Source organism: Pseudomonas sp. CFII68, assembly GCF_000416195.1.
Taxonomy (GTDB): Bacteria; Pseudomonadota; Gammaproteobacteria; order Pseudomonadales; family Pseudomonadaceae; genus Aquipseudomonas; species Aquipseudomonas kilonensis.
Window position 1 is genome coordinate 1 of the sequence record NZ_ATLN01000024.1, and the last position, 26365, is coordinate 26365.

At 61.4% G+C, this 26365-nt stretch carries 17 protein-coding genes; 6 read left to right on the plus strand and 11 right to left on the minus strand.

Features of this window, described 5'->3' with window-relative positions:
• Nucleotides 1–254: 254 nt before the first annotated feature.
• The 4 genes from CFII68_RS22975 to gabP all read right to left on the minus strand — a co-directional run bounded on the left by CFII68_RS22975 (nucleotide 255) and on the right by gabP (nucleotide 6399).
• The gene (locus CFII68_RS22975; protein ID WP_018601895.1) at nucleotides 255–1604 is read right to left on the minus strand and encodes a TolC family outer membrane protein; all 1350 of its coding nucleotides are present in this window, start codon (nucleotides 1602–1604) and stop codon (nucleotides 255–257) included.
• 2 nt (nucleotides 1605–1606) lie between these two features.
• The gene (locus CFII68_RS22970; protein ID WP_018601897.1) at nucleotides 1607–2977 is read right to left on the minus strand and encodes an HlyD family type I secretion periplasmic adaptor subunit; all 1371 of its coding nucleotides are present in this window, start codon (nucleotides 2975–2977) and stop codon (nucleotides 1607–1609) included.
• On the minus strand, nucleotides 2970–4691 hold the full coding sequence (locus CFII68_RS22965; protein ID WP_018601899.1) for a type I secretion system permease/ATPase: 1722 nt from the start codon (nucleotides 4689–4691) through the stop codon (nucleotides 2970–2972). The genes CFII68_RS22970 and CFII68_RS22965 overlap by 8 nt, the downstream gene beginning before the upstream one ends.
• A 307-nt stretch (nucleotides 4692–4998) precedes the next feature.
• Nucleotides 4999–6399 carry a GABA permease gene (gene gabP / locus CFII68_RS22960; RefSeq protein WP_018601900.1) on the minus strand — a complete coding sequence of 467 codons (1401 nt, stop codon included), beginning with the start codon at nucleotides 6397–6399 and terminating at the stop codon, nucleotides 4999–5001.
• Between the two features lie 603 nt (nucleotides 6400–7002).
• On the opposite strand from gabP, the gene CFII68_RS22955 reads away from it, so the two are divergent.
• Nucleotides 7003–7614: a TetR/AcrR family transcriptional regulator gene (locus CFII68_RS22955; protein ID WP_018601902.1), complete on the plus strand. Its 612-nt coding sequence runs from the start codon at nucleotides 7003–7005 to the stop codon at nucleotides 7612–7614.
• 51 nt (nucleotides 7615–7665) lie between these two features.
• Here CFII68_RS22955 and CFII68_RS22950 read toward each other — a convergent pair whose 3' ends face one another.
• From CFII68_RS22950 to CFII68_RS22925, 6 genes are all read right to left on the minus strand, one after another.
• Nucleotides 7666–8769: a polyamine ABC transporter substrate-binding protein gene (locus CFII68_RS22950; protein WP_018601904.1), complete on the minus strand. Its 1104-nt coding sequence runs from the start codon at nucleotides 8767–8769 to the stop codon at nucleotides 7666–7668.
• A gap of 39 nt (nucleotides 8770–8808) precedes the next feature.
• Complete coding sequence (locus tag CFII68_RS22945) at nucleotides 8809–10146, minus strand: alginate export family protein (protein ID WP_018601906.1); 1338 nt, start codon at nucleotides 10144–10146, stop codon at nucleotides 8809–8811.
• Nucleotides 10147–10262: 116 nt separating this feature from the next.
• A complete protein-coding gene (locus CFII68_RS22940) occupies nucleotides 10263–11525 on the minus strand; it encodes a serine hydrolase (protein ID WP_018601907.1) in 1263 nt (420 codons plus the stop codon).
• Between the two features lie 167 nt (nucleotides 11526–11692).
• Nucleotides 11693–12343 carry a response regulator transcription factor gene (locus CFII68_RS22935; protein ID WP_018601909.1) on the minus strand — a complete coding sequence of 217 codons (651 nt, stop codon included), beginning with the start codon at nucleotides 12341–12343 and terminating at the stop codon, nucleotides 11693–11695.
• Nucleotides 12344–12438: 95 nt separating this feature from the next.
• A complete protein-coding gene (locus CFII68_RS26415) occupies nucleotides 12439–13017 on the minus strand; it encodes a lecithin retinol acyltransferase family protein (RefSeq protein ID WP_084483645.1) in 579 nt (192 codons plus the stop codon).
• 117 nt (nucleotides 13018–13134) lie between these two features.
• Entirely contained in the window at nucleotides 13135–18624 is a 5490-nt protein-coding gene (locus tag CFII68_RS22925) for an ATP-binding sensor histidine kinase (protein ID WP_018601913.1), read from the minus strand.
• A 473-nt stretch (nucleotides 18625–19097) separates the two neighbouring features.
• Between CFII68_RS22925 and CFII68_RS22920 the strand changes: the two genes are divergently transcribed.
• The 5 genes from CFII68_RS22920 (at nucleotide 19098) to CFII68_RS22900 (ending at nucleotide 25367) form a co-directional block, all read left to right on the plus strand.
• On the plus strand, nucleotides 19098–19469 hold the full coding sequence (locus CFII68_RS22920; protein WP_018601914.1) for a response regulator transcription factor: 372 nt from the start codon (nucleotides 19098–19100) through the stop codon (nucleotides 19467–19469).
• A gap of 340 nt (nucleotides 19470–19809) precedes the next feature.
• On the plus strand, nucleotides 19810–21258 hold the full coding sequence (locus CFII68_RS22915) for an efflux transporter outer membrane subunit (RefSeq protein WP_018601916.1): 1449 nt from the start codon (nucleotides 19810–19812) through the stop codon (nucleotides 21256–21258).
• Nucleotides 21255–22820, plus strand: a complete 1566-nt coding sequence (locus CFII68_RS22910) for an MFS transporter (protein ID WP_018601918.1) — start codon at nucleotides 21255–21257, stop codon at nucleotides 22818–22820. The genes CFII68_RS22915 and CFII68_RS22910 overlap by 4 nt, the downstream gene beginning before the upstream one ends.
• A gap of 6 nt (nucleotides 22821–22826) precedes the next feature.
• Nucleotides 22827–23858: an HlyD family secretion protein gene (locus CFII68_RS22905; RefSeq protein ID WP_018601920.1), complete on the plus strand. Its 1032-nt coding sequence runs from the start codon at nucleotides 22827–22829 to the stop codon at nucleotides 23856–23858.
• A 405-nt stretch (nucleotides 23859–24263) separates the two neighbouring features.
• On the plus strand, nucleotides 24264–25367 hold the full coding sequence (locus tag CFII68_RS22900) for a sigma-54-dependent Fis family transcriptional regulator (protein WP_018601922.1): 1104 nt from the start codon (nucleotides 24264–24266) through the stop codon (nucleotides 25365–25367).
• 213 nt (nucleotides 25368–25580) lie between these two features.
• Here the strand turns inward: CFII68_RS22900 and CFII68_RS22895 are convergent, their stop codons facing one another.
• On the minus strand, nucleotides 25581–26351 hold the full coding sequence (locus CFII68_RS22895) for an ABC transporter ATP-binding protein (protein WP_018601924.1): 771 nt from the start codon (nucleotides 26349–26351) through the stop codon (nucleotides 25581–25583).
• Nucleotides 26352–26365: the final 14 nt, after the last annotated feature.

Consider the following 26365-nt stretch of genomic DNA (forward strand, 5'->3'; position numbering starts at 1 on the left):
TATCGCGAGCAAGCTCGCTCCCACAGGGGGGCGTGTTGTGCCAGAAAGGTTGAAGGTCACCACAGGTCATGGGCGGCTTTTGTGGCGAGGGAGCTTGCTCCCGCTCGGCTGCGCTGTAGGAGCTGTCGAGCGAAGCGAGGCTGCGATCTTTTCAGGCCTTGTTGAGTGTTAAGTGAAAGATCAAAAGATCGCAGCCCAGCGGGAGCAAGCTCCCTCGCCACAGGGATAAGTTGCAAACTTGAGCCCTGGATTGTCTAGAACAAGCTTTGCACCTGCTCCAGCACTGCGCGGTTCATCTGGCCGGTGTGGGTGTGCAGGCTCACATAGCTTTGCAGCATGTCGAGCTTGGTGTTGAGCAGGTCTCGACGGGCCTGGAACAGCCGCTGCTGCGCGTCAAGAATATCCACCGTGGAACGCACGCCGCCCTGGAAGCCTTTTTCCGTCGAGGTCAGTGCTCGCTGGTTGGACTCCACCGCCCGCTGCATCGCCTTGCTCTTGGTAAACCCGGCGACGACGCCCAGGTAATCGGCCTCGATATCCTCGGCCAGTTGCTGGCGTTGCACGTCGTAGTCGGACTGGGCGCCGGCCAGTTGCGCTTCGGCCTTGGCCACCGACGCCCGTACCGCCCCGCCGCGATACAACGGGATATCCAACTGCACACCCACGTAGTAAGTGTCCTGGCGCGGGTCGAGTTCCTGGTATTGACGGGTTTCCCGGCGGGTCAGCTGAGTGGTCAGCGACAAGGTTGGATAATGCCCGGCGCGCTGGCTGTCGGCCTGGGCTTCGGCGACTTTCACCGCCGCCAGTCGGGCGGCCAGCTCGGGGCTGGCCTCGCGGGCAATCGCCGTCCAGTACGGCAAATCCTGCTCCGCCGGGATCGGGCTACCGGCGGCCAATTCTTCGCGCATCGGCAGGATGTCATCGATCGGCACGCTGGCACGCCCGGACAAGGCCCGCAACGCCGCCACCCGACGCGCCTGGGCTTCAGCCTCCTGGGCTTGCACCAGGTCGAGCCGCGCCTGGGCTTCGTCGATATCGGTGATCGCACCTTGGCCGCCTTCATAAAGCTTTTTACTTTGAACGACCAAACCTTGGATGGCGCTCTTCTGCTGGACGATCAACTTGATCTCATTCTCGGCCCGGGCGACGTCGAAATACCCCTTCGCCACCCGGTCATACAGAGTCTGACCGGCCACGTCGAACACCTGGGTGCCCAGTTGACCGCGCGCCTTGCCCTCCTGATACGCCGCCCAGCGTGCCTTGTCGTAGAGCGGCTGTTGCGCCGCCAAGGTGACGTTGTTCGCCTGGTAATCGTTGCTGTTGACGTAACTGCTGTCGTCACCGCCGTCGGTACGCCCGCCGTAGCCGTAGCGCGAGCTTAGCGACACTTGCGGGTAAAGGCCGCCGCGCCCGATGTCCTCTTCATGCCGCGAAGCTTCAAAGGCGTGGGCAGCCGACTGCACGGTCGGATCGTTGAGGCGCGAAGCATCGTAGGCGGCGGTCAGGCTCAGCCCCCCCTCAGCGGCCCACACCGGATTGAACGCCGCCCAACCCGCACACAGGCTCAGCAATACACGCACACGGTAGCGGCAACGATCGACCATGCTCATTCCTCCTTGAAGGCTGCAAGCAAGCGTTCACGCAAAGGCTTCATCAGGTAATTCATCAAGGTGCGCTCGCCCGTCACCACCGTGACGTCGGCGAGCATGCCCGGGCGCACCAGCAGGCCGGCGCTCTGCAACGCAGCCACCGTGTCGGCAGGAATCTCGACCTTGGCAGAGAAGTACGGTTGGTGTGTCTGCTCGTTGATCAACTGGTCCGCCGACACCGTCGTCACCGTGCCGGTCACCGTCGGCGTATCCACCCGTTGCAGCGCGGTAAAATGCACGTGCACCGGCAGACCCGGGCGCAGCTTGTTGGCCATCAACGGCTCGAAGCGCGCGGTGATCGCCATCGGTGCATCCAGCGGCACGACCTGCATCAGAGTCTGGCCGGCCTGAGCCACGCCGCCGACCGTATGAATGCTCACGTCCATGACCTGCCCGGCCACCGGCGCACGGATCGCACCGTTGTCGACTTCAAACTGCAAGGCGCGAATCTGATCGGCATAACCGGCGGCCTCGGCCGAGACTTCGCTGAGCTGGGTTTCGGCATCGCGACGGAACTCCTGCTGCGCCTGCAAGGCCTTGAGCCGGCTTTCGTTGATCGCCTGGCGAGTCCTGCCGACATCACCCACCCCAGAGGCGATCTGCCCCGCCAACTGGGCCGCGTTGCGCTCGGCTTCGAAGAGTTTGTTGCGCGGAACGTAGCCTTCCCGGGCCAAATCACGCAGGCCTTCGAGCTCCTGCTGCTGGAAGCGCATCTGCGCGTCGTAGTTGCGCTTGACGCCTTCGTAACCAAGCAATTGCTGCTGCAAGGCCGCGGCTTCGTGCTCGATGATCTGCAAGCGGCTGCCCAGCTCCGCGCGGCGGGTGATGAACAACTGGCTCTGCAAGGCCATGGCCGCCTTGACTCGCGGTTCGTCGGCGTGGGCCAGCAGTTCCGCGGGCCATTGGATCTCGGCATTGCCCAGGCGCTCGGCAATCAAGCGCGCCTCGATGCTGCGATCATTGAGCAGCTTGCCCAGGGTCACGTCCCGTTGCGACTGCGCCTGCACCGTATTGAGCTGCACGAGCAATTGCCCCTGGGTGACGCGGTCGCCATCGCTGACCAACAGTTTTTCCACCACCCCGCCGACCAACGACTGCACCGCCTTGCGCTCCCCCGCCACCACCACGGTGCCGCTGCCTACCACCCCTTGGTCGAGCGGCGCCAGGCAGGCCCAGAGCAGGAAACCACCCAGCGTCAGGACCAGGAATCCCACGCCATAACGCGCCGCGCTCCCGGCGTCAGTGCTGGCACTGGGCAGCGTCGTCGTGCTGCGCACGCTCAGCCCTTGCTCGCTGTACGCTTGTGCCCCTGGAGTCAGATCACGCATCGCCGCCCGCCTCCCTGACCGCGGCCGGTCTCGGCCCCGGCATCAATGCCTTGAGCACCCGGTCCCGTGGGCCGAACGCTTGTTGAGTACCGTCCTTGAGCACCAGGATGTGATCGACCACCGCCAACACACTGGGTCGGTGAGTAATCAACACCACGGTGCTGCCGGCCGCCTTGAGCGCACTGATGGCCTGCACCAGCGCCAGCTCGCCGGCGTCATCGAGATTGGAGTTGGGCTCATCGAGCACGATCAGCGACGGCCGTCCATAGAGCGCGCGGGCCAGGCCCAGGCGTTGTTTCTGCCCACCGGACAAGCCAAGTCCGCCGGGACCCAACGGCGTGTCGTAGCCCTTGGGAAAGCGCAGGATCATTTCGTGGATACCCGCATGACGCCCGGCGGCGATGATCTTGTCGGCGTCCTGCTCACCGAAACGGGCGATGTTGTCGGCGACCGTGCCATCGAACAACTCGATGTCCTGTGGCAGGTATCCAAGGTAGGGCCCCAAGGCGTCGTGGGACCACTGGCTGATCTCGGCATCGTCCAGGCGCACCGACCCGCCCATGGCCGGCCAGACCCCGACCAAGGCGCGCGCCAGTGTCGATTTACCGCTGGCGCTGGGCCCGACCACCGCCAGCACATCGCCTTTGGCGAGGCTGAAATTGATCCCGCGCAGGATCGGCTGCGAAGCCCCCGGCGGACCGACATACAACTGCTCCAGGCGCACCGCACCGGTGGGTGGCGGCAACGGCATGCGCAGACGCTCGCGCGGATGCTGGGCCAGCAATTGGCTCAGGCGCTGGTAGCTCTGGCGTCCGGCGTTGAATTGCTTCCACGAGCCGATGGCGATTTCCACGGGCGCCAGGGCCCGTCCCAGCAACAGCGACATCGCAATCATCATGCCCGCCGACAGTTGGCCTTCAAGCACCAGCAAAGCGCCCAGCCCCAACGCCAGGGACTGCCCGGAGATCCGCACGAAACGCGTCATCGAGGTGATACGCGCGCTGCGGTCGCTGGCATGGGCCTGGGCGGCAATGATCCGTTGCTGCAACAGGCTCCAGCGCTGACGCAGCGGCCCGAGCATGCCCAGGGCCTGGATCACTTCAGCGTTGTGCAGCGTGCTATTCACATAGATCGACGACTGCACGCCCAGGCGATTGGCTTCGCCCAGGCGCGTGCGCGTCGCCAGTTCGCCCCACAGCGCCAAGCCGACCAGCACCAGGGCGAGCACCAGTGTCAGCACGCCGAACCAGGGGTGAAAGATGAACGCCACCAGCAGGAAGATCGGCAGCCAGGGTGCATCGAGCAAGGCGATCAGGCCCTGCCCGGTAATCAACTGGCGCAGCGTCGCCAGATCGGTGAGCACTTGCGCCGGGTTGGCGTTGTGCTCGCGCAGGCTGCGGGCGAAGGCAGCGTCGAAAATCCGCTCGCCCAAGGCTTCGTCCAGCCCCGCGCTCATGCGAATCATCACCTCGCCACGGACCCACTCGATCAGGGCACTGAACATGAACAGTCCCAGGGCCATCAAGGTGAGCATGAACAAGGTGGTTTCGTTGCGGCTGGTCAGGACCCGGTCGTAGACCTGCATCATGTAGAGCGACGGCACCAGCACCAACAGATTGATCACGCCACTGAACAATGCCAGGGCCCAGAACACTCGGCGGTAGCTCAATAAGGCAGCATCGATGTCATGACGCGGATCGAGTAGAAACCCCATGGGAAATCGCCTGCAAGAGAAATGGTCGGTCCAGGACGCAATCCATCGCAAGGCTGTTTTTCCGAGAGTGCTCGAGAAAAAACTATCCAGCTGAGTGTGCCGATACCAGGGACGATCCTCATCCCTACAGGCGCAAATTACTGACAACGCGGCCGCGGGTTAGTGCCGGTTCGCAAGGCTGGGTTTGCAAGTGGGTGACAGGCGGAAGGGCCGCGCTTCAAGACTGGGGTTTTTACGTCTTGAATGGGCTGAAAAGGCGGTTTTGTTGACGCCAGTAACGTGGCGTCAACAGGGTAAAAATGACGAACTAGCCGAGGGAAGCGACGCGCTCAGGCTGGGGTGAATGCCGCGATGTCACCAGGCCGATAAAGGAAATGACCAACGCCAGGCCCAGGGTGGTACTGACCTCGCTACGGTGCTCAGGCGTGACCATCATGACCGCCAGCGCCGCCGAGATGAACACGATGACCAACCAGGTCAGCCAGGGAAACAACCACATGCGAAAAGGCAGCTCGATGTTCTGCCGTTGCAACATCCGGCGCATGCGCAGTTGCGAGATGGCGATCACCAGATACACCAGCAAGGCGATGGCGCCGGAGCTGGCGAGCAGGAACTGGAACAGGCCGGCGGGCATGAAGTAGCTGAACAAGGTGACACCCGCGCCCAGCACGGTACTGGCAATCACCGCCGACCGTGGCACACCGGCCGAGGACGTGACCTTCAGTGCCTTTGGCGCATCGCCGCGACGCCCCAGCGAGTACAACATCCGCGAGGCGATATAGATCGAGGAGTTCATGCAACTGGCCACGGCGATCAACACCACCATATCCACCAGGAATTTGGCGTGGGGAATGTTCATCAGTTCCAGCGCCCGCTGGTAGGAACCGACTGAAGCCAGGAGCGGATCGTTCCAGGGCACCACGGAAATGACCACGAAGATCGACAACAGGTAGAACACACCGATACGCCAGATCACCGAACGGGTGGCCTTGGCAATGTTCTGCGCAGGGTTATCGGATTCCGCCGCCGCGATCGTCACCGCCTCCGTACCGATGAAGCTGAACATGATGGTGATGAACGCGCCCACCACCGCCGACAGACCGTTGGGGGCGAACCCGCCGTGCTCCTCCATCAACCGACTCAGGCCGCTGGCTTCGCGTTCGGGAATCCAACCCATCAGCACCGCGAAACCCAGGGAGATAAAACCAATGATCGCCACCACCTTGGCCATGGCGAACCAGAATTCGAACTCGCCGTACTTGGACACGCTGAACAGGTTCGTCACGGCCAGCAGGACGATGGAGACCGAGGCAAACAACCACGCGTCGATAGCGGGAAACCATTGGTTGAGGACATGACCGGCGGCCAACGCTTCGATGGGAATCACCAGCACCCAGAACCACCAGTAGAGCCAACCGATGGTGAAGCCGGCCCAGCGGCCGATGGCCTGGTCGGCATAGGTCGAGAAGGAGCCGGTGTCCGGGTTGGCGACCGCCATCTCGCCCAGCATGCGCATGACCAGGACCACCAACAGCCCGGAAAACAGGTAGGCCAACATGACGGCCGGGCCGGCGGCGGCAATGGCATGGCCCGATCCCACGAACAGACCCGCACCGATGATCCCGGCAATGGACAGCATGGTGACGTGACGAGGCTTGAAGCCCTGTGCCAAATGGCCGTTCGAATCCTTGAAGCTGGGGCTGGTCATTTTTTTATTCTCTTGTGATCGAACATTGAGACGTGCGCAGGGACAGTCGGTGCTTCTGGTATTCCCGCCCCTCCTGGAAGCGGTACCGCTTGGTCGGGTTGATCCACCCTGGGCGAACGTGCGCACTTGCGATGAAAAGTCGCGCCACGTTACCTGCCTTCCCTCCCGAGTTAGTTACCTGAACGCGCCATCCCTGTGCCTGATTTCGCCAAGTACGGCATGGCATTTTGCCCATTGTGGCGAGGGGATTTATCCCCGCTGGGCTGCGTAGCAGCCCCCAAAATACCGCTGACTCGACACACCTAGCCGAAAGGTTTCAGGGCTGCTGCGCAGCCCAGCGGGGATAAATCCCCTCGCCACAAAAGCTCCCGATCAGACTCCACCATTGAAATAAATCCTTTAAAAACTTTACTGGGTTAAGTATTTTGCATGCCTATACCCGGCTTGTTGTTAACCAGGAACCCTGTGGGAGCGAGCTTGCTGGCGATGGCGGTATTTCAGTCGACTTCAAAGCGGCTGATCCACCGCTATCGCGAGCAAGCTCGCTCCCACAGGGCTGGTGCGCCAAGGCCTTTAATCGCTGCTTTCCAACAAGGACCTCCCGTGAGCGGACTGCGTGAACGTCAAAAAGCCGAACGCCGCCAAGCCATCAGCAAGGCGGCGGTCGAACTGTTCGAGCGCCAGGGTTTCCAGAACACCACCATCGAGCAGATCGCCAGCCAGGCCGGCGTATCGGCGCCTACCGTCTTCAAGTATTTCGGCAACAAGCAGGAGATCATCCTGGAGATCCTGCACGACGCCGACCAGCGCGCACTCACGGACACCCGCAGCCAGATCCCTGAAATCGAAGACCCGGTCGAAGCGCTGTGTTATCTGGAGCGGCTGTTGACCGGCTACGCGCTGGAGGTCATGCATCCGAGCCTGTGGCGCGAGTTGCTGCCGCTGATCCTGTTTGGTGGCAACAACGGGCTGCCCGAGGGTTATCGCGCCATGAACGATGCGCTCCGGGCCGAAATCAGTGGGCTGATCAGGGAATTGCAACAGGCCGGAAAGCTGCGCGCCGACCTCGATGTCGACCTCGCCGCGTTCCTGTTGAACGACTATTCGCACTTGCAGCTGTTCAGGTTGGTCAACCAGGAACAACCGGACATCGAGGCACACTCTACCCAGGTCCGGCGTATCACCGAATTGCTCTTCCTGGGCATGCGCGCCTGAGCGAACACCCCACCGATACGGACCCGGCGCCGCAACGCCGGGTCACACTGATCAGCGATGCGTCTTGATGCTGGTCCAGGTACGGGTGCGGATCCGCTCCACCGCCGCCGGCACCGGCTCCAACGCGAACAGAGTCTTGCGCGCTTCGTCCGGTATATACATGGCGGGGTTGTTGCGAATTTCAGCATTGACCAGCGTCGTGGAGTCCTTGTTCGGGTTGGGGTAACCGATCTTGTTGCTGATCCGGGCAATGACGTCGGGACGCAAGATGTAGTTGATGAACGCGTAAGCCTCCTTGGCATGCGGCGCATTGGTGGGCACCATCATGACGTCCGACCACATCGGTGCGCCTTCCTTGGGCAGCGCCATCTCCACCTTGACCCCCTTCCCTGCGTCTTCGGCCAGTCGCTTGGCCAGGGCCACCCCACCGGACCAACCCACCCCTACGCAGATCTCGCCGTTGGCCAGGTCCATGCCATAGCGCGATGAGTTGAAGTAGGTGATGTACGGGCGAACCTTGAGCATGGCCGCCTGCGCCTTTGCGTAGTCTTCACGTTTCTGGCTGTTGGGGTCGAGCCCTTCGTAGTGCAAGGCGATGGGCACGATCTCGTTGGCGGCGTCGAGCAGACCGACGCCGCAACTGGCCAGCTTGGCCATGTTCTCTTCCTTGAACAGGATGTCCCAGGTGTTCATTTGCACATCGGCACCCAGCACCTGCCGCACCTTGTCGACGTTGTAGCCGATCAGGGTCGTGCCCCACAGATACGGCGCCGCATAGCGGTTACCCGGATCGCCCACCGCTTCCAGGGACTTCATGAACTCGGGGTCCAGATGCTGCCAGTTCGGCAGTTGGCTGCGGTCCAGGGGCTGGACGGCACCCGCGGCAATCAAGTGACTGACGTTGGAACTGCTCGGGTAGACCACGTCATACCCGGAGTTGCCGGTCAGCAGCTTGGACTCCAAAGTCTCGACGCTGTCGAACACGTCGTAGATGGGACGGATGCCGGTTTCCTCCTGGAAACTCTTGAGGATTTCAGGCGGCAGGTACTCGATCCAGTTATAGATCCGCACCGTCCGCTCTTCGGCCAGGCTCGCGCCACTGACCAGCATCGAAACGACAGCGCCCAGCAAGGTGTTACGCAAAAACAGGCTCATGATCAAACACTCCAGCGCGGCCGCGAAGGCTCGCGGCACTTAATAGCGGTAGGTGAAGTAGAGTTCCAGCGCGCTGAATTTCCGGTCGTCGCCGAAGATTTGCTTGGCCGCTGCCATGGGCTTGACCCAGTTATAGGACAGCGAGGTGGACAACGACTTCGAAGGCGCCCAATCCAGGAAGACTACACTCTCGTCGGCAAACCGTTTATCGCTGACGGCGGTGCCCATGTAGTTTTTTTCGTCGAGCCAGAACTGGTAGTGGATCGCACCGAGGGTGAGGGTTTCGTTGAGGTGGGTCTTGAGTGAGAACTGCTGGACGTTTTCGTTGCTGTTGAACAGCAGGTAGTTGCCGACGACATCGCCGATCAACCAGGTGCTCCAGTCGACGAAGCCCTTGGTCAACGGATCCCAGGCTTTCTGTCGGTTGTCGGTGAGGTTGTCGTCGCCGGAAAAACTCGCGTAGCGGTAGCCGATCACCGGGGTCAGCGGCAGCGTGCTGAAGGTGTAATCCGCCTGGCCGTACCAGGCCTTGGCATCGTAGTCCACGCCTTCGCCGCTGCCTCGCTCCAGGGCATATTCGGCATTGAGGGTCAGGTCCGGGATGCCCGGGAGTTTGGCGTTCAAGGCCCTGACGTTGTACACCAGCATGCCATCGCGACGACGCGGCAATGTGCTGCCCTTGGGGCCCAGGGCCTTGACCTTCAACGCGGTGGCGCCCAGCGTCACCTGGTCGTCGAGGTTGTAGTCCAGGTTCACGCCGCTCATGCGAAAGTCACCCAGGTCGCTGTCGGTGCCCAGGCTGAAGCCCTGGACCTTCAACGCGCCATGGTCCCAGGCGACCACGGCCGAATCCTTGAAGGCGGTGCGTGGGGCGAGCCAGTAGGCGCCGTCGTTCAACTGGTCGAGGTTGCCATCCATCACGATGAAACCGTTGCCGATCATGTAGTTCTGGCGACCGCCGGTGACCGTCCATTCGCCAGCGCGGAAACCGCCATAGAACTCTTCGGTCGACAGCTTGCCGTCGGAGCTACGGGTGAAGCCACCGGCATCGCCATCACCGAAGGTGGTCGCGCCCACCAGGGAGCCGCCCGCCAACAGGCTGAAATCCGGCTGCACGGCGTATTCCAACTTGATGCCCGGCTTGACGTAGAACTCCTGCCAGTCGATTTTCGTGCCGCCATTCTTGCCGCTGCGCATGTCCACCACACCGCCGCCAAAGTTGACGTTGCGGGTAGAAAGGACTGCGCCACCGGCACTGAAGTTGACCTCGCCCTTGAGGTTGCCCTCCTCGAAGGTGTAGCCCGCCCAGGCAACCTGGGCGGTCAAGGGCAACCCGAGAACGAGCACCGTTCGGGACAAACGCATCATGGAAACCATATGGAGCTCCTGTGTGATTATTGTTGTTACAGGGCAGTAAATGGCGGCGCAAACCCGCGCCAACACCTGGTGGGGCCAGGTGAGCGGAACGAAATTCTTGTGTTTATCGGATGAAGTCAGGGCGTCAGTTGCGCCGCGATGGCACGCAGCATGCGCACGCTGTCGCCGTCGAATGGGCTGACGGCTTCGTCCAGGGACGACTGCTTGACGATCACCACGCCGGACGGTTTGTCGACGAACAGGTATTGGCCATGGATGCCACCGGCCATGAGCGCCTGGCTGTGGTCGTTGAAGACATACCATTGACTGCGGTAGGACGCGCCTGGGGTCCAGCTCGAAAAATCAGGGGATGCTGCGTAGATCGCGGGGTCGGCTCCGGCGGCGATACCGGCCAGCGCCTCGGCCGAGAGCAGTTGTGTCCCACCCTGGCGGCCATCGTTGGCCAGCAGGCGACCGAAGCGCGCCATGTCACGCAAGGTCGCACTGAAACCGGCACCGGCGACGCTGCGGCCCCAGGGATCGGCCAGGAAGTAGCCGTCACGTTCACAGCCCAACTGGCTCCAGATCTCTTGCAGCAACTGATGGCAGGCCTTGCCTGATGCCCGCTCCATGACCCAGGCCAACGCCTCGGTGGTGGCCGTCACGTAATGGAAAAAGCCGCCGTGACTGCCGCGTTTCCTCAGTGAGGGCAAGTACTGATACAGGGATTCGAAGGTCGCGTACTGCGCTGGTGCCGGCTGGAAACCGCAGGCGTAACCGTATTGGGAACTCTCTGAATCCGGATCCTCATAGACCTCGCTGTAATCGACGGCCACCGCCATGTCGAACAACTGGCGCACGGTCGCATCGCCGAACGCGCTGCCCGCCAGTTCCGGTACGTAATGGACAGCCGTCAACGTAGGGTCCAGCAGGCCTTCGCAGACCAGTTGCTCGCCCAAGGCACCGATCAGCGACTTGGTCACCGAAAACATGATGTGTCGGTCCTGGGGACGCTGGCCGTTGAAGTAGCGCTCAAACAGGACGGTGTCGCCCTGCAAGACCAGGAAAGCATCGGTCTGGCTGGCGACCAGGTGATCGATCACGCTGATGCTCAAGCCACACTCGCTGTCGAAGTGCAGCTCATCCAGCGGCTGGAGCGCCTGCTTGAACGCGCTGACCGGCCCGTTGCCGGCCTGCACGTCGATGGAAGGACGCAAGCGCGCCAGGTTGCGGAAACCCCATTGGCTGAACGGTGGGCTCATCCAGTTGTGCCAGGTGACACGGCGGTGGGGTTCGGCGGGAAAGCCTTGCATGAGTGAAGGCGCCAGGCGTGCGTCAAATGGCGATTCGTGAGTCTCGACGTAAAGACTGGCCAGTGAAGGCACGGTGTTCTGATTCATCGGGTTGCCCCTGCAAAATGACTCTGCGTGAAAGCAGATGCAGGGAAATAATTACCCGATGTAATTTTTTAGTCAATAAATCTTTTTACCAGCAATTAGCTAACCGTCGCCGCCTGCGCGGCGTCGCAAGTCCAGGAGCCGGCGTTCATGCAGGCCTGTCGCTCTGTTCAATGGCCCTGCCCGGCACCTAATGACTCCGCCATCCGAACCAGGTCAGCGAAGGATTTGGCGTGCATTTTTTTCATCGCGTGGCCGCGGTGGATTTTCACGGTGATTTCGCTCAGGTTCATCTGCCCGGCAATCTGTTTATTCATCAGGCCTTTGGCAGCGAACGTCATCACCTCTTTTTCACGGGCCGTCAGCGTTTCGTAGCGGGCATGCAGGTCCGCAAGCTGACCCTCGACGGCCCGGCGCTTGACGTCGGCCTGGAGTGCGGCTGACACCGCGTCCAACAAATCCTGTTCACGAAAGGGTTTGGCCAGGAAATCCACGGCACCGGCTTTCATTGCCTTGACCGACATTTCGATGTCGCCATGGCCGGTGATGAAAATGATGGGGATAGTGACGTTCGACCCCGCCAACTGACGTTGAAAGTCCAGGCCGCTGCTACCTTGAAGCCGTACATCGAGCACCAGGCAACTGGCACCTTCGGTCTTGGGTTGTTGGAGAAAGTCCGCCGTGGAGGCGAACGTCTCGACGCGTATGCCGACCGAGCGCAAGAGGTTGCTTAATGCATCGCGCATTGAGGCATCGTCATCCACCACGAACACAATTGAATCCTTGCTGCTCGGGTCATTGGATGGGGAATTGCCGTTCATGCACGATCCTCTTGGGGAGTGGGCGGAAAAAAATTGTAGCACAGCGCCTCGGCCCGGAAAGTACGGTAGCAATGGCTCGAACCGTGATGTAGACGCTATGCAATGAGCTGGGGGTGCAACGCTGATATCAGTGCAAAAAGATGACGAGGCCGATGCAAGTATGCATTGATCTGGCTGCTGTAACTTTCCCCGGTGGTGCACCAACTGCAAAAGTGCTCGCAGTTATTGGATAAGACCCTGTATTGGTCTTCGCCTAGTCGCGAACGCGCCCGATGGGCCACTTCTTCGGCGCAATATTCACAGTGCTCGTCAACTATCCACACGGGTTTGCCTTTGGCGAAATGCTCAAGATCGGTCACTTCGATAGGCCCCGACTTGAGGGAGCCGCTGAACCCCGAGTAATGGGCAACTTCTGCGCCGCCAAGGTATATGCCGTGATGCAGGTAGAACCGGCGAGGGCTGACCAGGTGGGCGCCTATGGGCACGCTGCCCAGGGCTTGCTCGATGTTGACCGGTTTCAATGAAACATCCGACATGTCCTTCGGCAGTTGACCTGGGGACGTGGGCGCACTCAAGCGATAGAAAACATTCGTTGTCATCAGTGCCAGGCAAATGAGCACAACGGAACGCAGTGATGAAAACTCATCCACGGCATGGGCAGTTAGATTATTCATGAGAAGAGACTCCGCAACCCTTGAAAACACTGTATCGCCGGGGTTGCGGAGTTTCATTTGTACATGGGACTGATTTCAATGACCGGTTGATATACAGGTCTTAAACCTAAGTATTAATCAAGACGCTGTCCTTGAGCTCAAGGCTGCGATGGGCAGCGTGAATTGAACAGTGGCACCGCGGGGTGGGTTGACGCTTGCCCTCAAACTGCCACCATGGGATTCAATGATCGAACGACAGATCGATAACCCCAATCCCAAGCCCGTAGGCTTGGTGGTGTAGAAGGAAGTGAAGACCAGGTCGGTACTGTCCGAGGCGAACCCCGGGCCAGTGTCACTGACACTCACCACGATGCACCCGGCATCATCGCGCACCGTGCAGATCAGCAACTGCCGCTTGCCTTCGCTGACACCGCTCATGGCCTCGAGCGCATTCATGATCAGGTTGAGCAACACCTGTTGCAGCTCTACACGGTCGCCTTCGATGGTGGGCAAACCGTCCATGAGCTGCGTCTGTATCGAGGCGCCACTCTTGCTGATCTGGCCACGGGTGAAGTCGATCATCTCGCTGATCGCCGCGTTGATGTCTACCGGTCCCTTTTGCGGTGGTGCCTTGCGGATATGTCCACGGATGCGACCCAGCACGTCCGCCGCTCGGTTGGCATCGAAGATGAGGCGGTCCAGCACCTGCCGGACCTCCCCGATCTCCGGCGGTTGCACGTTCAGCCAGCGCAATGCGGCATTGGCGTTGAGGATGGCCGCGGCAATTGGTTGGTTGACTTCATGGGCGATCGAAGCCACCAACTGCCCCATGGTCGCGACACGGTTGGCATGGGCCAGCTCGGTCTGTACTTCGCGATAGCGCCGCTCGCTTTCGCGGATCTTTTCCTCCGCCTGCCTGCGCTCGGTCAGGTCCAGCACAAAGGCGACCCCTTCCCTGCTACCGGCTTCGAACATCGCCAGGCCGACGATGACCGGCAGTCGGCTGCCATCCTTGCGCAAATATTCTTTCTCGTAGGGTCGAGCATGCCCGGTCAGCAAAGCGTGGGCCAACCTGCGTTCGCTGAGTTCTCGAAACTCAGGAACCGTCAGGTCTCTCCAGCGCAGATGGCCCGAGGCAAGGTCTGCTCGTTCGTATCCCAGCATACGAAGGAACGCATCGTTGGCTTCGATGATCTCGCCGTCGGCGTTCCACACGAGGATCCCAATGATGTTGGCGTCCACGAGGCGCCGGATCTTCGCTTCGCGTTCCGCGACCTCACGGTACAAGCGAGCATTTTCCAGCGAGATGGCAGCCTGTGAAGCCACCAGCTTCAACACGACGATCCGGGTCGGACTGAACACACGGGCCGCCAGATTGTTTTCGAGATAGAGCGCGCCGACGAGCTTGGCCTGGTTCATCAACGGCAGGCAGAGAATTGAACGGGCCCGCTGCTGCCGGATATAGGGGTCTGCGGCGAACGGCGCCTCGGCCACGGCATCGTCAAGGAAAACGCTCTCTCGGGTGCGCAGCACATGATAGAGAATCGACTCGGGCAACAGCGCCGCACTCACCCGCTCATCGCGTAACTGCGTTGCGTTGCCGCCAGTAGTCACTTGCGCCGCGATACGGTGCTCGCCGCCATCGGACAGGATCAACAGCCCGCGTTCAGCGCCTGCCTGTTCGATGGCCGTGCACAGGATCATATCGATCAGCTTTTCCAGGACGATTTCGCCCGATACGGCTTGGGAGACCTTGAGCACAGTGGCAAGGTCAAGGTGTTCGACCGGTGTCGCCATCGTCGCCGTCGGGCCTGGGGCATGCTCCTGGGCCTTCAGTGACGGATATCGGTTCTCGAGCTGACGGACCTTGCCATCGGCGCCCCAATCCAGGTAGCCGTAACGGGCGTCCTGCAAATAGACGCGGGCAATCTTGCCGAAGCCGCGCGCTGCGTAGAAGCGAGACGCGAGCTCATTGGCTAGCGCCTCGATCGGAATGAAGTCGCTCTGCTGCGCGCAATGGATCGCTTGCTCGTACAGCAACTCGGCATCGATCACACGCCCTTCGACGCGGGCGATTTCGGCACCGACCAGCGCCGCACGACTGGCGAAGTTTTCCGGACACTGCTGCGCCCAGGCCTGGAGCCATTGGTGATCGGCAGCCATTGCGCTCAAGTGCTGTTCCTGCTCGCCCAGCGGGAGACTGTCGCAGCGGGCGGCCCGGGCCAACGCATCATAGAAGTAATACTCGGCCTCCTCGAAAAACGAGTGGGAGGTCCACAGCAACTGCTGCGCCTTTGCGGCAGCGTCCAGGGCCGCTTCCGGGTCCTCGGCGATGTAGCGGGCCTGCAGCTTGCGGATCCAGTACCAACACTCGGCCAATGCCAGGTCCGGGTTGCTGGACAAGCGGGCTTCAGTGTCACGCTCGTTGACGTCACCGTCGTCCAGGCAACCGAAGGTCGGCGTCAAGCCGCGCAGCATCCGGATCAGCACCAGTTGCGTGAGGATAAAATCGACCACCAGCCCGAAGTGAACCTTCCTGGCATAAGCCAGGCCCCGTTCGGTTTGCTCTTGGACCTCGGGCAGCGGTTCGCCGGCGAACAGAGAATCGGAGGTGAGGCTGTTGCCTGCATAGGCGCCATACGGCAAGTCGCCGATCCGGTTCGCCGCAGCGAATGACCGGTGCAGCAGGTCGCGGCATTGCCTCACGGGTTTCATCCAGCGCACGGCAAAATTCGAGAAGCAAAGATAAGTGCTCGCCTCGAATCGCGTCAGGCCACGTCGTTCAATGAGTTCGCAACCGAGCTGACCGAACCGGAACCCCACTTGATAGTCACCGAACCTGCGGCCGGCGACCCTGAATACATTGGCGTAGAGCACACAGGAAGCATCACAGTTACCCTGTTCGAGGCTCAGGGTGACCGCCTTGCAGATCAACAAGCTGGCCAGGTTCGCATCGGTCTGCAAGGCCGGCGCAAAGAGCTTGCTCAACGCGTTGACGGTCATCAGCGACGTCGCATCCTCCATCAACGGCAAGTCGATGAGGTCCTCGATTGCCCGGTCCCCCAGTAGTGCTCCGATACGGTCGTACTCGCTACGCACTTCATCATCGCTCGGGTGGGCCGACCACTCGATCCCGACATGCCGCAGGTAGGCCAGGCAGACCGTGACCGCACCGTCACTGCGATCCAGGAGCAAGTACACATCCATTAGCAGGCAGGCGACGTTGGCCCGTTCGATCACGGTCATGGCGTGATCCGACAATGCCGTGAGGCGCTCGTCGGCGGCAGACAGCTGCCCGGTCAGGAGCTCGCATTCGGCGCGATTCAACTCCAGCGCGAAAATCAGCCCATGGCGACGCGTCCAGCAATCCTCGCCCAACAATTGCATCCCGGTAATGAGATAGTTGAGCGCCGACGCATAGGCCGTCGACGCCTTGGCACGTTGGCCGGCAATCAGGTTGAACGCTGCCAACTGCTCCCGTTCAGCCGGGTCGGGGATCAACGCCGCGCCGCGATTGAGCTGGCCGACGATTTCAAAAATCGCCTCTTCCTGCCCTTGCGGGGATGTCTGCGCAGCGAGCAGTCGCCCGATGCGCAGGTGGGCCTCGGCGCGCGAACCTTGGGGGATCAACGAATAGGCGGCTTCATGAATACGGTCGTGGACAAAACCATAAGCGTCGTCCAGCCGCTCGACCAGTTCCTGGCGAATCGCCTCCCAGAGCACCGCGCGGACCTGGGACCCGGGGATCCCCAGCACGGTCGAAAGCGCGTTGAGCCCGGCGACGTTACCCAGGCAAGCCAACTGCTGCAGCGCCTGCTGCGTCTCGACCGGCAGGCGCACCAGCTTGCCGACCATCAGGTCCACGACATTGTCGGTGTAGCCCTCGGCATGAATGCGGTCCGGATCCCACCACCACTGCCGGGCGTCATGATCGAAAGTCAGCAGTTGCCCGTCAGCGAGCGTTTGCAGGAACTGAATCACGAAGAACGGATTGCCGGCGGTTTTGTCCAGCACCAACTGCGCCAGGGGCTCGATGCGGGCCTGCTCGTCATGCAGCGCCTCGACGATCAACTGCTCGATGTGCACCTTGGCGAGCGGCGCCAGCATGATCTCGACGACGTTGCCTCCCGCGTTCCGAATAGTCTGGAGCTTGCCTGTCAGCGGGTGGGTGACATCCACCTCGTTGCTGCGGTAGGCGCCCACCAGCAACAGGTGCCGCACATCAGCGCTGGTCAACAGATCCTCCAGCAAATCGAGCGTAGCCGCATCGAGCCACTGCAAATCGTCGAGAAACAGTGCCAGTGGATGATCTTCGTGGGCGAACACACCGATAAAACGCCGGAACACCAGCATGAAGCGACGTTGCTCCTGCTGTGGATCAAGTGCCGAAACCGGTGGTGGTTCACCGATGATGAGCTTGAGCTCGGGGATGAGGTCGGTCATGAGCCGCGCATTGGCGTCCAGCGCCTCCTGCAGCGCGTCCCGCCAGTTGGCCAGTTCCGTGTCGCTCTTGCCAAGCAGGGTACGCACCAGGCTCTGGAAGGCCTGCACCAGCGTCGCATAGGGGATGTCGCGGCGGTACTGATCGAACTTGCCGCTGGCGAACAGTCCCCTCGGCGGAACCAGTACCTTGTGCAACTCATTGACCACCGAGGATTTACCGATACCGGAATAGCCGGTGACCAGGACGAGCTCCGGCGCACTGCTTGCAACGACCCGCGAGAACGCTTCGACCAGGGTGTCGACCTCATGCTCGCGACCATAGAGTTTCTCGGGAATCAACAACCGATCGGACGTGCCATGCTCGCCCAACGCAAAGGCATTGATGCGGTGCTGTTGCTGCCAGTCGGCGAGGCAGCGCCGCAGATCATATTCCACACTCGCGGCGGTCTGATAACGCTCCTCGGCCGTCTTGGCGAGCAGCTTCATGACGATGTCGGACAGCACCTCGGGGATGGTTCCAACCCGCTCGCGGGGTGGCAAGGGTTTCTTGGCGATATGGTAGTGCACCCACTCGATCGGGTCGGATGCCGTGAACGGCAGCGAGCCGGTCAGCATCTGGTACAGCGTGACGCCGAAGGAATAGAGATCACTGCGTGAATCGATCGAGCGATTCATCCTGCCGGTCTGCTCGGGTGCCATATAGGCGAGCGTCCCCGCGAGGGTCTCGGGCGCCTGCCGCTCCCGTGGCAGCCGTGAGGCGAGGCCGAACCCGGTGAGCCTGGCCTGTCCGTCGAAGCAGTTCACCAGAATATGACTGGGCTTGATGTCTTTATGGACGAGACCGCGCTGGTGGAGCTTGTCCAGGGCCACGGCGATGCTCACCGCCAGCCGCAAGAACGTGGCCGTTTCCATGGGCGCAATCAGCAATTGCACGAGTGGCGTGCCGCCTGGATCCTCAAGCACCAGCTGCGTCTGGGCGCCTTCGCGCACCATCTCCAACGGTCGCACCGACCAGGTGCCATCGAGTTCGTCTTTCAGGCCAAACTCGTGGGCCAGACGGCCAAGACAGCCGGGACGCGGTTGTTCGGCAGCGGGCCGCGCAACCAGTACGCTGCAATCGCCCTCGACACCCGGACGCAGTTCCCGGCAGAAGACACGTTCACCATCGTCCCATAAAATTTGCATGTGGTTTTCCATCGGCACGCGAGCAATTTGTAGTGAGTTATCCGTCGCACGTTGCCGTCGGGCTGGCATCCAGTGTCACATCGCATGGCCGATATCGTCGCGCTGGGGCGACGTCCGTGGCTGCGCTGGCCGCCCGATGAGGATGGGGCTCTGTCGGGATCCAGAACGGGTCGTGTTGCCGATCTCTAGATTAACCCCTCATGAAAGCCCTTCAAGTGATTTCATAGAGGAACAGCGAATTAACGCGCCCTAGGGGTTTGGTGTTGAACCCCTAGGGAACGATGCGTGCCAGTCTAGGCGAGCCGTCAGCCCAGGTCAGTTGTACCTGCGTACAGTGGAAGCAGCCCTGGGACAAACCGTTGGATCCAACGCCAACCCTTTGGTCTTAGCGCGCTATACCTAGGTATACTTTTGCGCCTCAGGAGACCGCGTATCGTTGTAACAACGACAGGCGCTTGTGCGAGCGACCCGATATGCATGACACCCCGATGCGCAATACCACGACGATTGCCGTTGTCGATGATGACGACTCCGTTCGGGCCGCCCTCAAAAGCCTGTTACGGTCCAGCGGTTATGACGTGCGAACCTATTGCAGCGCCATGGACTTCCTCGACGCAAACGCCCTGGCGGCTACCCACTGCCTGATTTCCGATATCCAGATGCCGGGGATGAGTGGCCTGGAACTGCATGAACAGCTCGGTGCCATGGGCTTTCAAATCCCGACCATCTTCATTACCGCTTACCCGGACCTTGGGGCACACATACCGAGGTTGATCGCCTGCCTGCCTAAACCCTGTGATGCCGACAAGCTGCTGGCCTGTATCGACACGGCCCTGCGCCAGTAGGAGCTGTGTAGGAGCTGTGTAGGAGCTGTCGAGTGCAACGAGGCTGCGATCTTTCCCCTGACACTTGAATCTCAAGCGAAAGATCAAAAGATCGCAGGCTTCGCCAGCTCCTACAGTCGTCGAACGGGAGCAGCACCTCGCCACGATGCTTCCATCACGCCACTGACCCCACACCTTCGTATAGATCCCCCGCCACTGACGTATGGTTTCGCTGAACCGATGTAGAAGTGCGCCAGGAAACGTCCCCCAATACCATGAATTCACAGCGAGCCAATCGCTGATTCATTGACCCCAGGCGTGCGCTCGTCGAGCGACGCAGCAACCTTACGGGGAACTGGCTATGTCGGCTTTCTTCGGGATACCTCGACACATTTTGACGCTCATCGGCGCGATCTTCCTGACCGCTTGTACGGTAGGCCCAGACTTCGTGAAACCTGAGAGCGGGCTTGACGCTGTGCAACTGTCACCCCGACAAGAGCACGCAAGCGTCATCCCGACGTCCACTGCCGCGGTGCCGTCCCAGTGGTGGACACTGTTCAATGACGCCGTGCTCACCGGGCTGCAATCGCGCGCACTGGCGGGCAACCTTGATCTGCAGATGGCCGCCGAACGCATCGAGCAAAGCCGCGCCCAACTGGGCATCGCCGCATCGCAATTACTGCCCAGCGTAGGCGCCAATGCCAGTTACACCCGGGAGGCCCTCAGCGAACATGGCAAGTTCGCAGCCCTGGGTGCTCCGACCGGGCCCAACAATTTCTGGCAACTGGGCTTCGATGCCAGTTGGGAGATCGATCTGTGGGGCCGTGCACAACGGGCCCGCGAAGGCGCTGCCGCGACGCTGGAAGCCACGGTTTATGATCGCGAAGCCGCACAGGTGGCCCTGGCCGCCGAAGTGGCACGGACCTACCTGCAATTGCGCGGAACCCAGGCGCAACTGGACATCACCCGGCAAAACCTGACGGTCGCGGAGCGCACCCTCGGCCTGGCTGAAAGTCGCGAGCGTAACGGCGTCGGGACACGCTTCGAAACCTCCTCCGCCCGGGCGCAGTTGGCCACGATCAAGGCCATGGTTCCTGAACTGGACCAACGTCGCAACGCCCAGATGAACGCACTGGCCTTGCTGATGGGTGAGCAGCCCCGTGCCCTCGATGGGCAGCTGGGTAAGGCTCTGCCCTTGCCTGCCCTGCCCTCCGGGGTCCCGGTTGGTGTCCCCTCTGAACTGGCCCACAGGCGCCCCGACATCCTGCGCGCCGAAGCCCAGCTGCATGCCGCCACGGCTGCCATTGGTGTGGCCAAGGCTGATTTCTATCCGCGCATTGGCCTGAAAGGAAAGATCGGCGTGGAAGCCTTCGACAGTGGCGATCTCGCCAGTTGGGATTCCCGGTTCTTCTCCATCGGCCCCACGGTTTACCTGCCGATCTTCCAGGGTGGACGCTTGATGCAACGCCTGGCCCTGAACGAATCACGGCAAAAAACCGCGGCACTCGCTTATCGCCAAACCGTCTTGCGAGCCTGGCATGAAGTGGACAACGCCCTGGACGCCTGGGGGGCCCAACAGCGTCAACACGATGAGCTGCTGGTGTCCTATGAACAGAACAAGCAGGCGCTGCATGCCGCCGAGCGAGGTTATCAGCAAGGCGCCGCCGACTATTTGAGTGTACTGACGGCCCAGTCCAACCTGCTTGCCAGCCAAACCCGCCTCAACGCCAACGCGACCGACGCCACGCTGACCGTGGTCAATCTCTACAAGTCCCTGGGTGGCGGCTGGAATCCGGAGGTTGCCCAATGAACAGCGTCGCACTGTCGCCAGCGCACGTCGCGGCCAGCGCAGGGCCTCAGGCCTCGTCCTCGAAACGCTCGATGGTCGGCCTGGTCGGCATTTTTCTCGCCGCCATGATGGCGGGGTTGAATACCCGGGTCGGCGCATTGGCCCTGGCAGATGTGCGAGGCGCGATGGGCTTGGGCTTCGACGACGGCTCCTGGCTCACCACCGTGTACAGCGCCGGCGAGTTGATTGCCATGCCCTTTTCGGCGTGGTTCGCCATCACGCTCTCGGTCCGTCGCTTCGAATTGTGGATGCTCGGCAGTTGTACGCTACTCGCCTTGCTCCTGCCTTTTATCCACGACCTGGAGCTTTTGCTGACCTTGCGTTTTGTGCAAGGCATTGCCAGCGGCACCACCATCCCGCTGCTGATGATGGCGGCGCTCAAATTCCTGCCGCCCCCCATACGGCTGTATGGCCTGGCGCTGTATGCGATGACCGCGACCTTCGCGCCTAATCTGTCCATCTGGTTGGCCGGGCGCTGGACGGATGGGTTGCAGGACTGGCGCTGGGTGTACTGGCAGATCATTCCCCTCGCCCTCATCGCCGCAGGCCTGATCGCCTGGGGGCTGGCGAAGGAACCCGTCCAGGTCCCACGTTTCCGGCAGGCCAATTGGTTTGGTATGGCCTGCGGTGTGCCGGCGTTCGGTTTGATCACTGTCGCACTGGACCAAGGCGTGCGGCTGGACTGGTTTCATTCACCGCTGATCACGTCTTCGCTGCTGGTTGGCCTGGCCTTGCTGGCGGTCTATTTGTTGACCGAGTGGTATCACCCATCACCGTTTATCAAGTTGCAGATCCTCGGACGCCGCAACCTGGGACTGGGCTGCACCCTGTTCTTCGCGCTGCTGGTGGTGTTGATGTCCAGCTCGCTGCTACCGGCCAACTATCTCGGTGCACTTCAGGACTATCGCCCCTTCCAGATGGCGCCGGTCGGCCTGATCGTCGCGCTGCCGCAGCTGGTCCTGGGGCCCGTGGTGGCGCTGCTGCTGTACCAGAAGAAGATCGATGCGCGTGTCGTGTTCGCCCTGGGGTTGTGCTTGATCGCGCTGGCGTGTCTGGCCGGCTCACAACTGACCAGCGAATGGAACCGCGACCAGTTCGTCATGGCGCAGACCCTGCAGGCCCTCGGACAACCGATGGCGGTGGTCTCGATGCTGTTCCTGATCACCAGCGTGGTGCAGCCTGCTGAAGGGCCTTATGTGTCCGGCACGATCAACACGTTGCGCGCCTTCGGATCGCTGGCCGGTGCAGCGGCGGTTACCCAGCTCATCACCGTGCGCGCTCGCTTCCATGGAGAAATGTTGCTGGACCAGGGAGCACTGGTAGGTAACAGCCTGGCGTTTGTGCCTGAGCCGGCGCAACTGATGAGTCTCATCGGCCAGCAATCGCTGGTGCTGTCGATCGCTGATGCCTATCGCGTGTTGGGCCTGCTGGCGCTGCTGTTGATTCCTCTGGTGTTGCGACTGACCTACATCCCCGCCCCTGTCATGCACGCAGCCTCATCACCTTCCTCCTCACACGGGTGACTCATCATGGCATTACCGAAGAAAGCCCAGATCATCAGCGCCACACTGCTCGCAGTGGCCATCGGCGCTGCGTTCTATTTCAATCGTCCTGAATCCAGTGCATCGATACAGTCTACGGATGATGCCTACGTCCACGCCGACTTCACCACGGTAGCGCCGCAAGTGTCGGGCACGGTTGAGACAGTATTGGTCGAAGACAACCAACCGGTGAACAAAGGCGACCTGCTGGCAACCATCGACGACCGCGATTTCGTCGCTGCCGTGAACGCGGCGCAAGCCCAGGTCGCCAGCGCCCGGGCCGGCATCGCCAGCCTGCAAGCGCACTTGATCCAACAGGAAACCACCATACGTCAGGCCCAAGCGGTGGTAACCGCCGACGAGGCGGCACTCAAACTGGCCAGCGTCAATCAGGCCCGTTATCGCAACCTGGCCACCGACGGGTCGGGCACCGTGCAGGCCCAGCAACAGGCCGAAGCGCAATTGAGCGTTCAACTGGCCAGCCGGGACAAGAGCCAGGCGGGGTTGCTGGCTGCCCGGCAATACGTGGATATCCTCAAGGCCGATCTGGAAAAGGCCAAGGCGGCCCTCGCCCATGCCGAGGCGGCGCAAGCCATCGCGCAACTGCAACTTTCCTATACCCGCATCACCGCACCGATCAGCGGCACCGTCGGGGAGAAATCGATACGCGTCGGTGCTTTCGTCAATGCCGGAAAACCCTTGCTGGCAATCGTGCCACTGGACGCCGTCTACATCACCGCCAACTTTCGCGAAACGCAACTGGCGCGCGTAGAGACCGGACAAACCGTGAATATCGAAGTGGATGCCTTGCCGGGCCAGGCACTGGAAGGCACGGTGCAAAGCCTGGGGCCGGCCAGCGGCGTCAGCTACTCCGCCATTGCCCCGCACAATGCCACAGGCAACTTCACCAAGATCGTCCAGCGCTTGCCCGTGCGTATTCGCATCGACCCCGACCAGCCCGGGGCGGCGAAACTGCGCGTGGGGATGTCCGTCACACCGCATATCCGTATCGGCAACTAATGTCTGGGGCTGCTGCGCAGCCCAGCGGGAGCAAGCTCCCTCGCCGCAATGTTCGTGGTGTCGGATGGAGGGGGGTGGTATCTGCCATCGAAATGGCGTACGGCCCGGAACTGCAAATTTGCCCAGACAAACACAATCCCCCGTGGCGAGGGAGCTTGCTCCCGCCGGGGTGCGAAGCGGCCCTTGGACCGGCTGGCACGGTGCAAGCTCCCTCACCACAAAATCTCCCTGCCACCGATTCGAAGTGCAGGTGAAGCCCTAAGCAAATAACTAAAGGTTATTTGTTGTCTATTTTTTAGATCATTTAGATTAAGCCTTAAGCCCAATGGCTTCGCGGTACTGCCTCAAGAACGTTGGCATTTACCCCTCCTCAGTCACGGCAAATCTCATTAACGGGCCACCGTCATGCAGCTTCTAACGCTTCCTCCCTCCCCCGGCCTGGCCACCTCGATTCGTGCCACGGCCCAGGTCTTCGAAGACCCCACCTCCCGCGCTTTGCTGGCTCACCTGCAGCAAGTCGCGCCCAGTGACGCCAGCGTGCTGATCATCGGCCAGACCGGGACCGGCAAGGAGCTGGTGGCGCGCCACGTACACAACCTCAGCGCCCGTCGCCACAAACCGTTTGTTGCGGTCAACTGCGGGGCGTTTTCCGAGAGCCTGGTGGAGGCCGAGCTGTTCGGCCATGAAAAAGGCGCCTTTACCGGCGCGTTGACGGCCAAGGCCGGCTGGTTCGAGGAAGCGGACGGCGGCACGCTGTTCCTGGATGAAATCGGTGATTTGCCGTTGCCGATCCAGGTCAAGTTGCTCCGGGTGCTACAGGAGCGCGAGGTGGTCCGGCTGGGTTCGCGCAAGAGCATCAAGATCAATGTGCGGGTGTTGGCGGCCACCAACGTGCAACTGGAAAAAGCCATCAATGCCGGGCACTTTCGCGAAGACCTCTATTACCGTCTGAACGTGGTCAGCCTGGTGCTCAAGCCGCTGCGCGAACGCCCCGGTGACATCCTGCCGCTGATCCGTCACTTCATTGCCGAGTACAGCCGCAGGCTCGGTCACGGCGAAGTGACGCTGGATGCCCAGGCACAGCGCAAATTGCTCGACTATTCCTGGCCGGGGAACATCCGCGAGCTGGAAAATGTCATCCACCACACGCTGTTGATTTGCCGTAACAACGTGATCGGCGTGCAGGACCTGCACCTGTCGAACTTCCGTATCGAACGCCAGGACAACTCGCAGGAGTCGGCCCCTCAAAGCGCAGAGACGCTGTTGCAGAAAGCCTTCGAGAAACTGCTCGAGCAAGAGCATGGCGACTTGTATGAAAAGGTCGAGGCCGAGTTGCTGCGCACCGCCTACCGCTACGCCAACTGCAATCAGGTCCACACCGCCAGCCTGTTGGGCCTGAGCCGCAATGTCACCCGCACGTTGTTGATCAGGATCGGCGAACTGGTGGTCAATCGACGCCGCCCGGCACTGGACACGCGCGATGGTCGGGTGATCAACCTGTCGACCTGAGCCCACACCTCTGTGGCGAGGGAGCTTGCTCCCGCTGGGGTGCGCAGCGCCCCCCCATGAAACGGATGACATGCACCTGATACACCTCGATAACTGGCTTTGATCGTTCCCACGCTCCGCGGGGGAATGCATCCCGTGACGCTCTGCGTCACACGCCAAAAGCGGAACGCGGAGCGTCCCTGGCGACACTCCCACGCAGGAGCGTGGGAATGATCATGGAACAGCAAGCTCCCTCGCCCGTGCGCCCAGGTAGAAATCCTGCAGATCGCCGCGAGCCGCCAGTTGCTCGGCGCTGCCTTCACTGACCACACGACCGCTTTCCAACACGTAGCCATAGTGGGCGTAGCGCAGGGCGACGTTGATGTTCTGTTCGGCAATCAGGAAACTGACGCCTTCGTCCTGATTGAGTTGGCGCACGATCTCGAAGATTTCCTCGACAATCTGCGGCGCCAGGCCCATCGACGGTTCGTCGAGCAAGACCAGTTGCGGCTTGGCCATCAGTGCACGGCCTATCGCGATCATCTGTTGCTCGCCGCCCGAGGTGTAGCCGGCCAGGCTTTTGCGCCGCAGCTTCAGCCGCGGAAAATGGCCATAGACCAACTCCAGGTCAGCCAGCAACTGGCGCCGCGGCACCTGGCGCGCCAGGGCGCCGGCCAGAAGGTTTTCCTCCACGGTCAACTGGGCAAAACAATGCCGCCCTTCGAGCACTTGCACCAAGCCGCTCGCCGCCAAGGTGTGAGGCGCGCTGTGGGTCACCTCCCGTCCCTGGTAGACGATCCGCCCCCGCACCACTTCGCCCCGTTCGGCGCGCACCAGGTTGGAGGCCGCTTTCAAGGTGGTGCTTTTACCCGCGCCGTTGGCGCCCAGCAGCACCACGACCTGCCCTTTTGCGACCTCCAGCGACACGCTGCGCACGGCCAGGATGGTCTGTTCGTAGAGGACTTCAATATCGTCGATCTGCAGGATCGGCACGTTCGTCGTCATGCTGTTTCGCCTTT

Bases quoted from the DNA above. Each gene is read 5' to 3' on its own strand.
- CFII68_RS22945 (WP_018601906.1), bottom strand. From the start codon at position 10,146: ATGGTTTCCATGATGCGTTTGTCCCGAACGGTGCTCGTTCTCGGGTTG.
- CFII68_RS22920 (WP_018601914.1), top strand. From the start codon at position 19,098: ATGCATGACACCCCGATGCGCAATACCACGACGATTGCCGTTGTCGAT.
- CFII68_RS22895 (WP_018601924.1), bottom strand. From the start codon at position 26,351: ATGACGACGAACGTGCCGATCCTGCAGATCGACGATATTGAAGTCCTC.
- CFII68_RS22905 (WP_018601920.1), top strand. From the start codon at position 22,827: ATGGCATTACCGAAGAAAGCCCAGATCATCAGCGCCACACTGCTCGCA.
- CFII68_RS22910 (WP_018601918.1), top strand. From the start codon at position 21,255: ATGAACAGCGTCGCACTGTCGCCAGCGCACGTCGCGGCCAGCGCAGGG.
- gabP (WP_018601900.1), bottom strand. From the start codon at position 6,399: ATGACCAGCCCCAGCTTCAAGGATTCGAACGGCCATTTGGCACAGGGC.
- CFII68_RS22925 (WP_018601913.1), bottom strand. From the start codon at position 18,624: ATGCAAATTTTATGGGACGATGGTGAACGTGTCTTCTGCCGGGAACTG.
- CFII68_RS22950 (WP_018601904.1), bottom strand. From the start codon at position 8,769: ATGAGCCTGTTTTTGCGTAACACCTTGCTGGGCGCTGTCGTTTCGATG.
- CFII68_RS22900 (WP_018601922.1), top strand. From the start codon at position 24,264: ATGCAGCTTCTAACGCTTCCTCCCTCCCCCGGCCTGGCCACCTCGATT.
- CFII68_RS26415 (WP_084483645.1), bottom strand. From the start codon at position 13,017: ATGAATAATCTAACTGCCCATGCCGTGGATGAGTTTTCATCACTGCGT.
- CFII68_RS22915 (WP_018601916.1), top strand. From the start codon at position 19,810: ATGTCGGCTTTCTTCGGGATACCTCGACACATTTTGACGCTCATCGGC.
- CFII68_RS22970 (WP_018601897.1), bottom strand. From the start codon at position 2,977: ATGCGTGATCTGACTCCAGGGGCACAAGCGTACAGCGAGCAAGGGCTG.
- CFII68_RS22935 (WP_018601909.1), bottom strand. From the start codon at position 12,343: ATGAACGGCAATTCCCCATCCAATGACCCGAGCAGCAAGGATTCAATT.
- CFII68_RS22975 (WP_018601895.1), bottom strand. From the start codon at position 1,604: ATGGTCGATCGTTGCCGCTACCGTGTGCGTGTATTGCTGAGCCTGTGT.
- CFII68_RS22965 (WP_018601899.1), bottom strand. From the start codon at position 4,691: ATGGGGTTTCTACTCGATCCGCGTCATGACATCGATGCTGCCTTATTG.
- CFII68_RS22940 (WP_018601907.1), bottom strand. From the start codon at position 11,525: ATGAATCAGAACACCGTGCCTTCACTGGCCAGTCTTTACGTCGAGACT.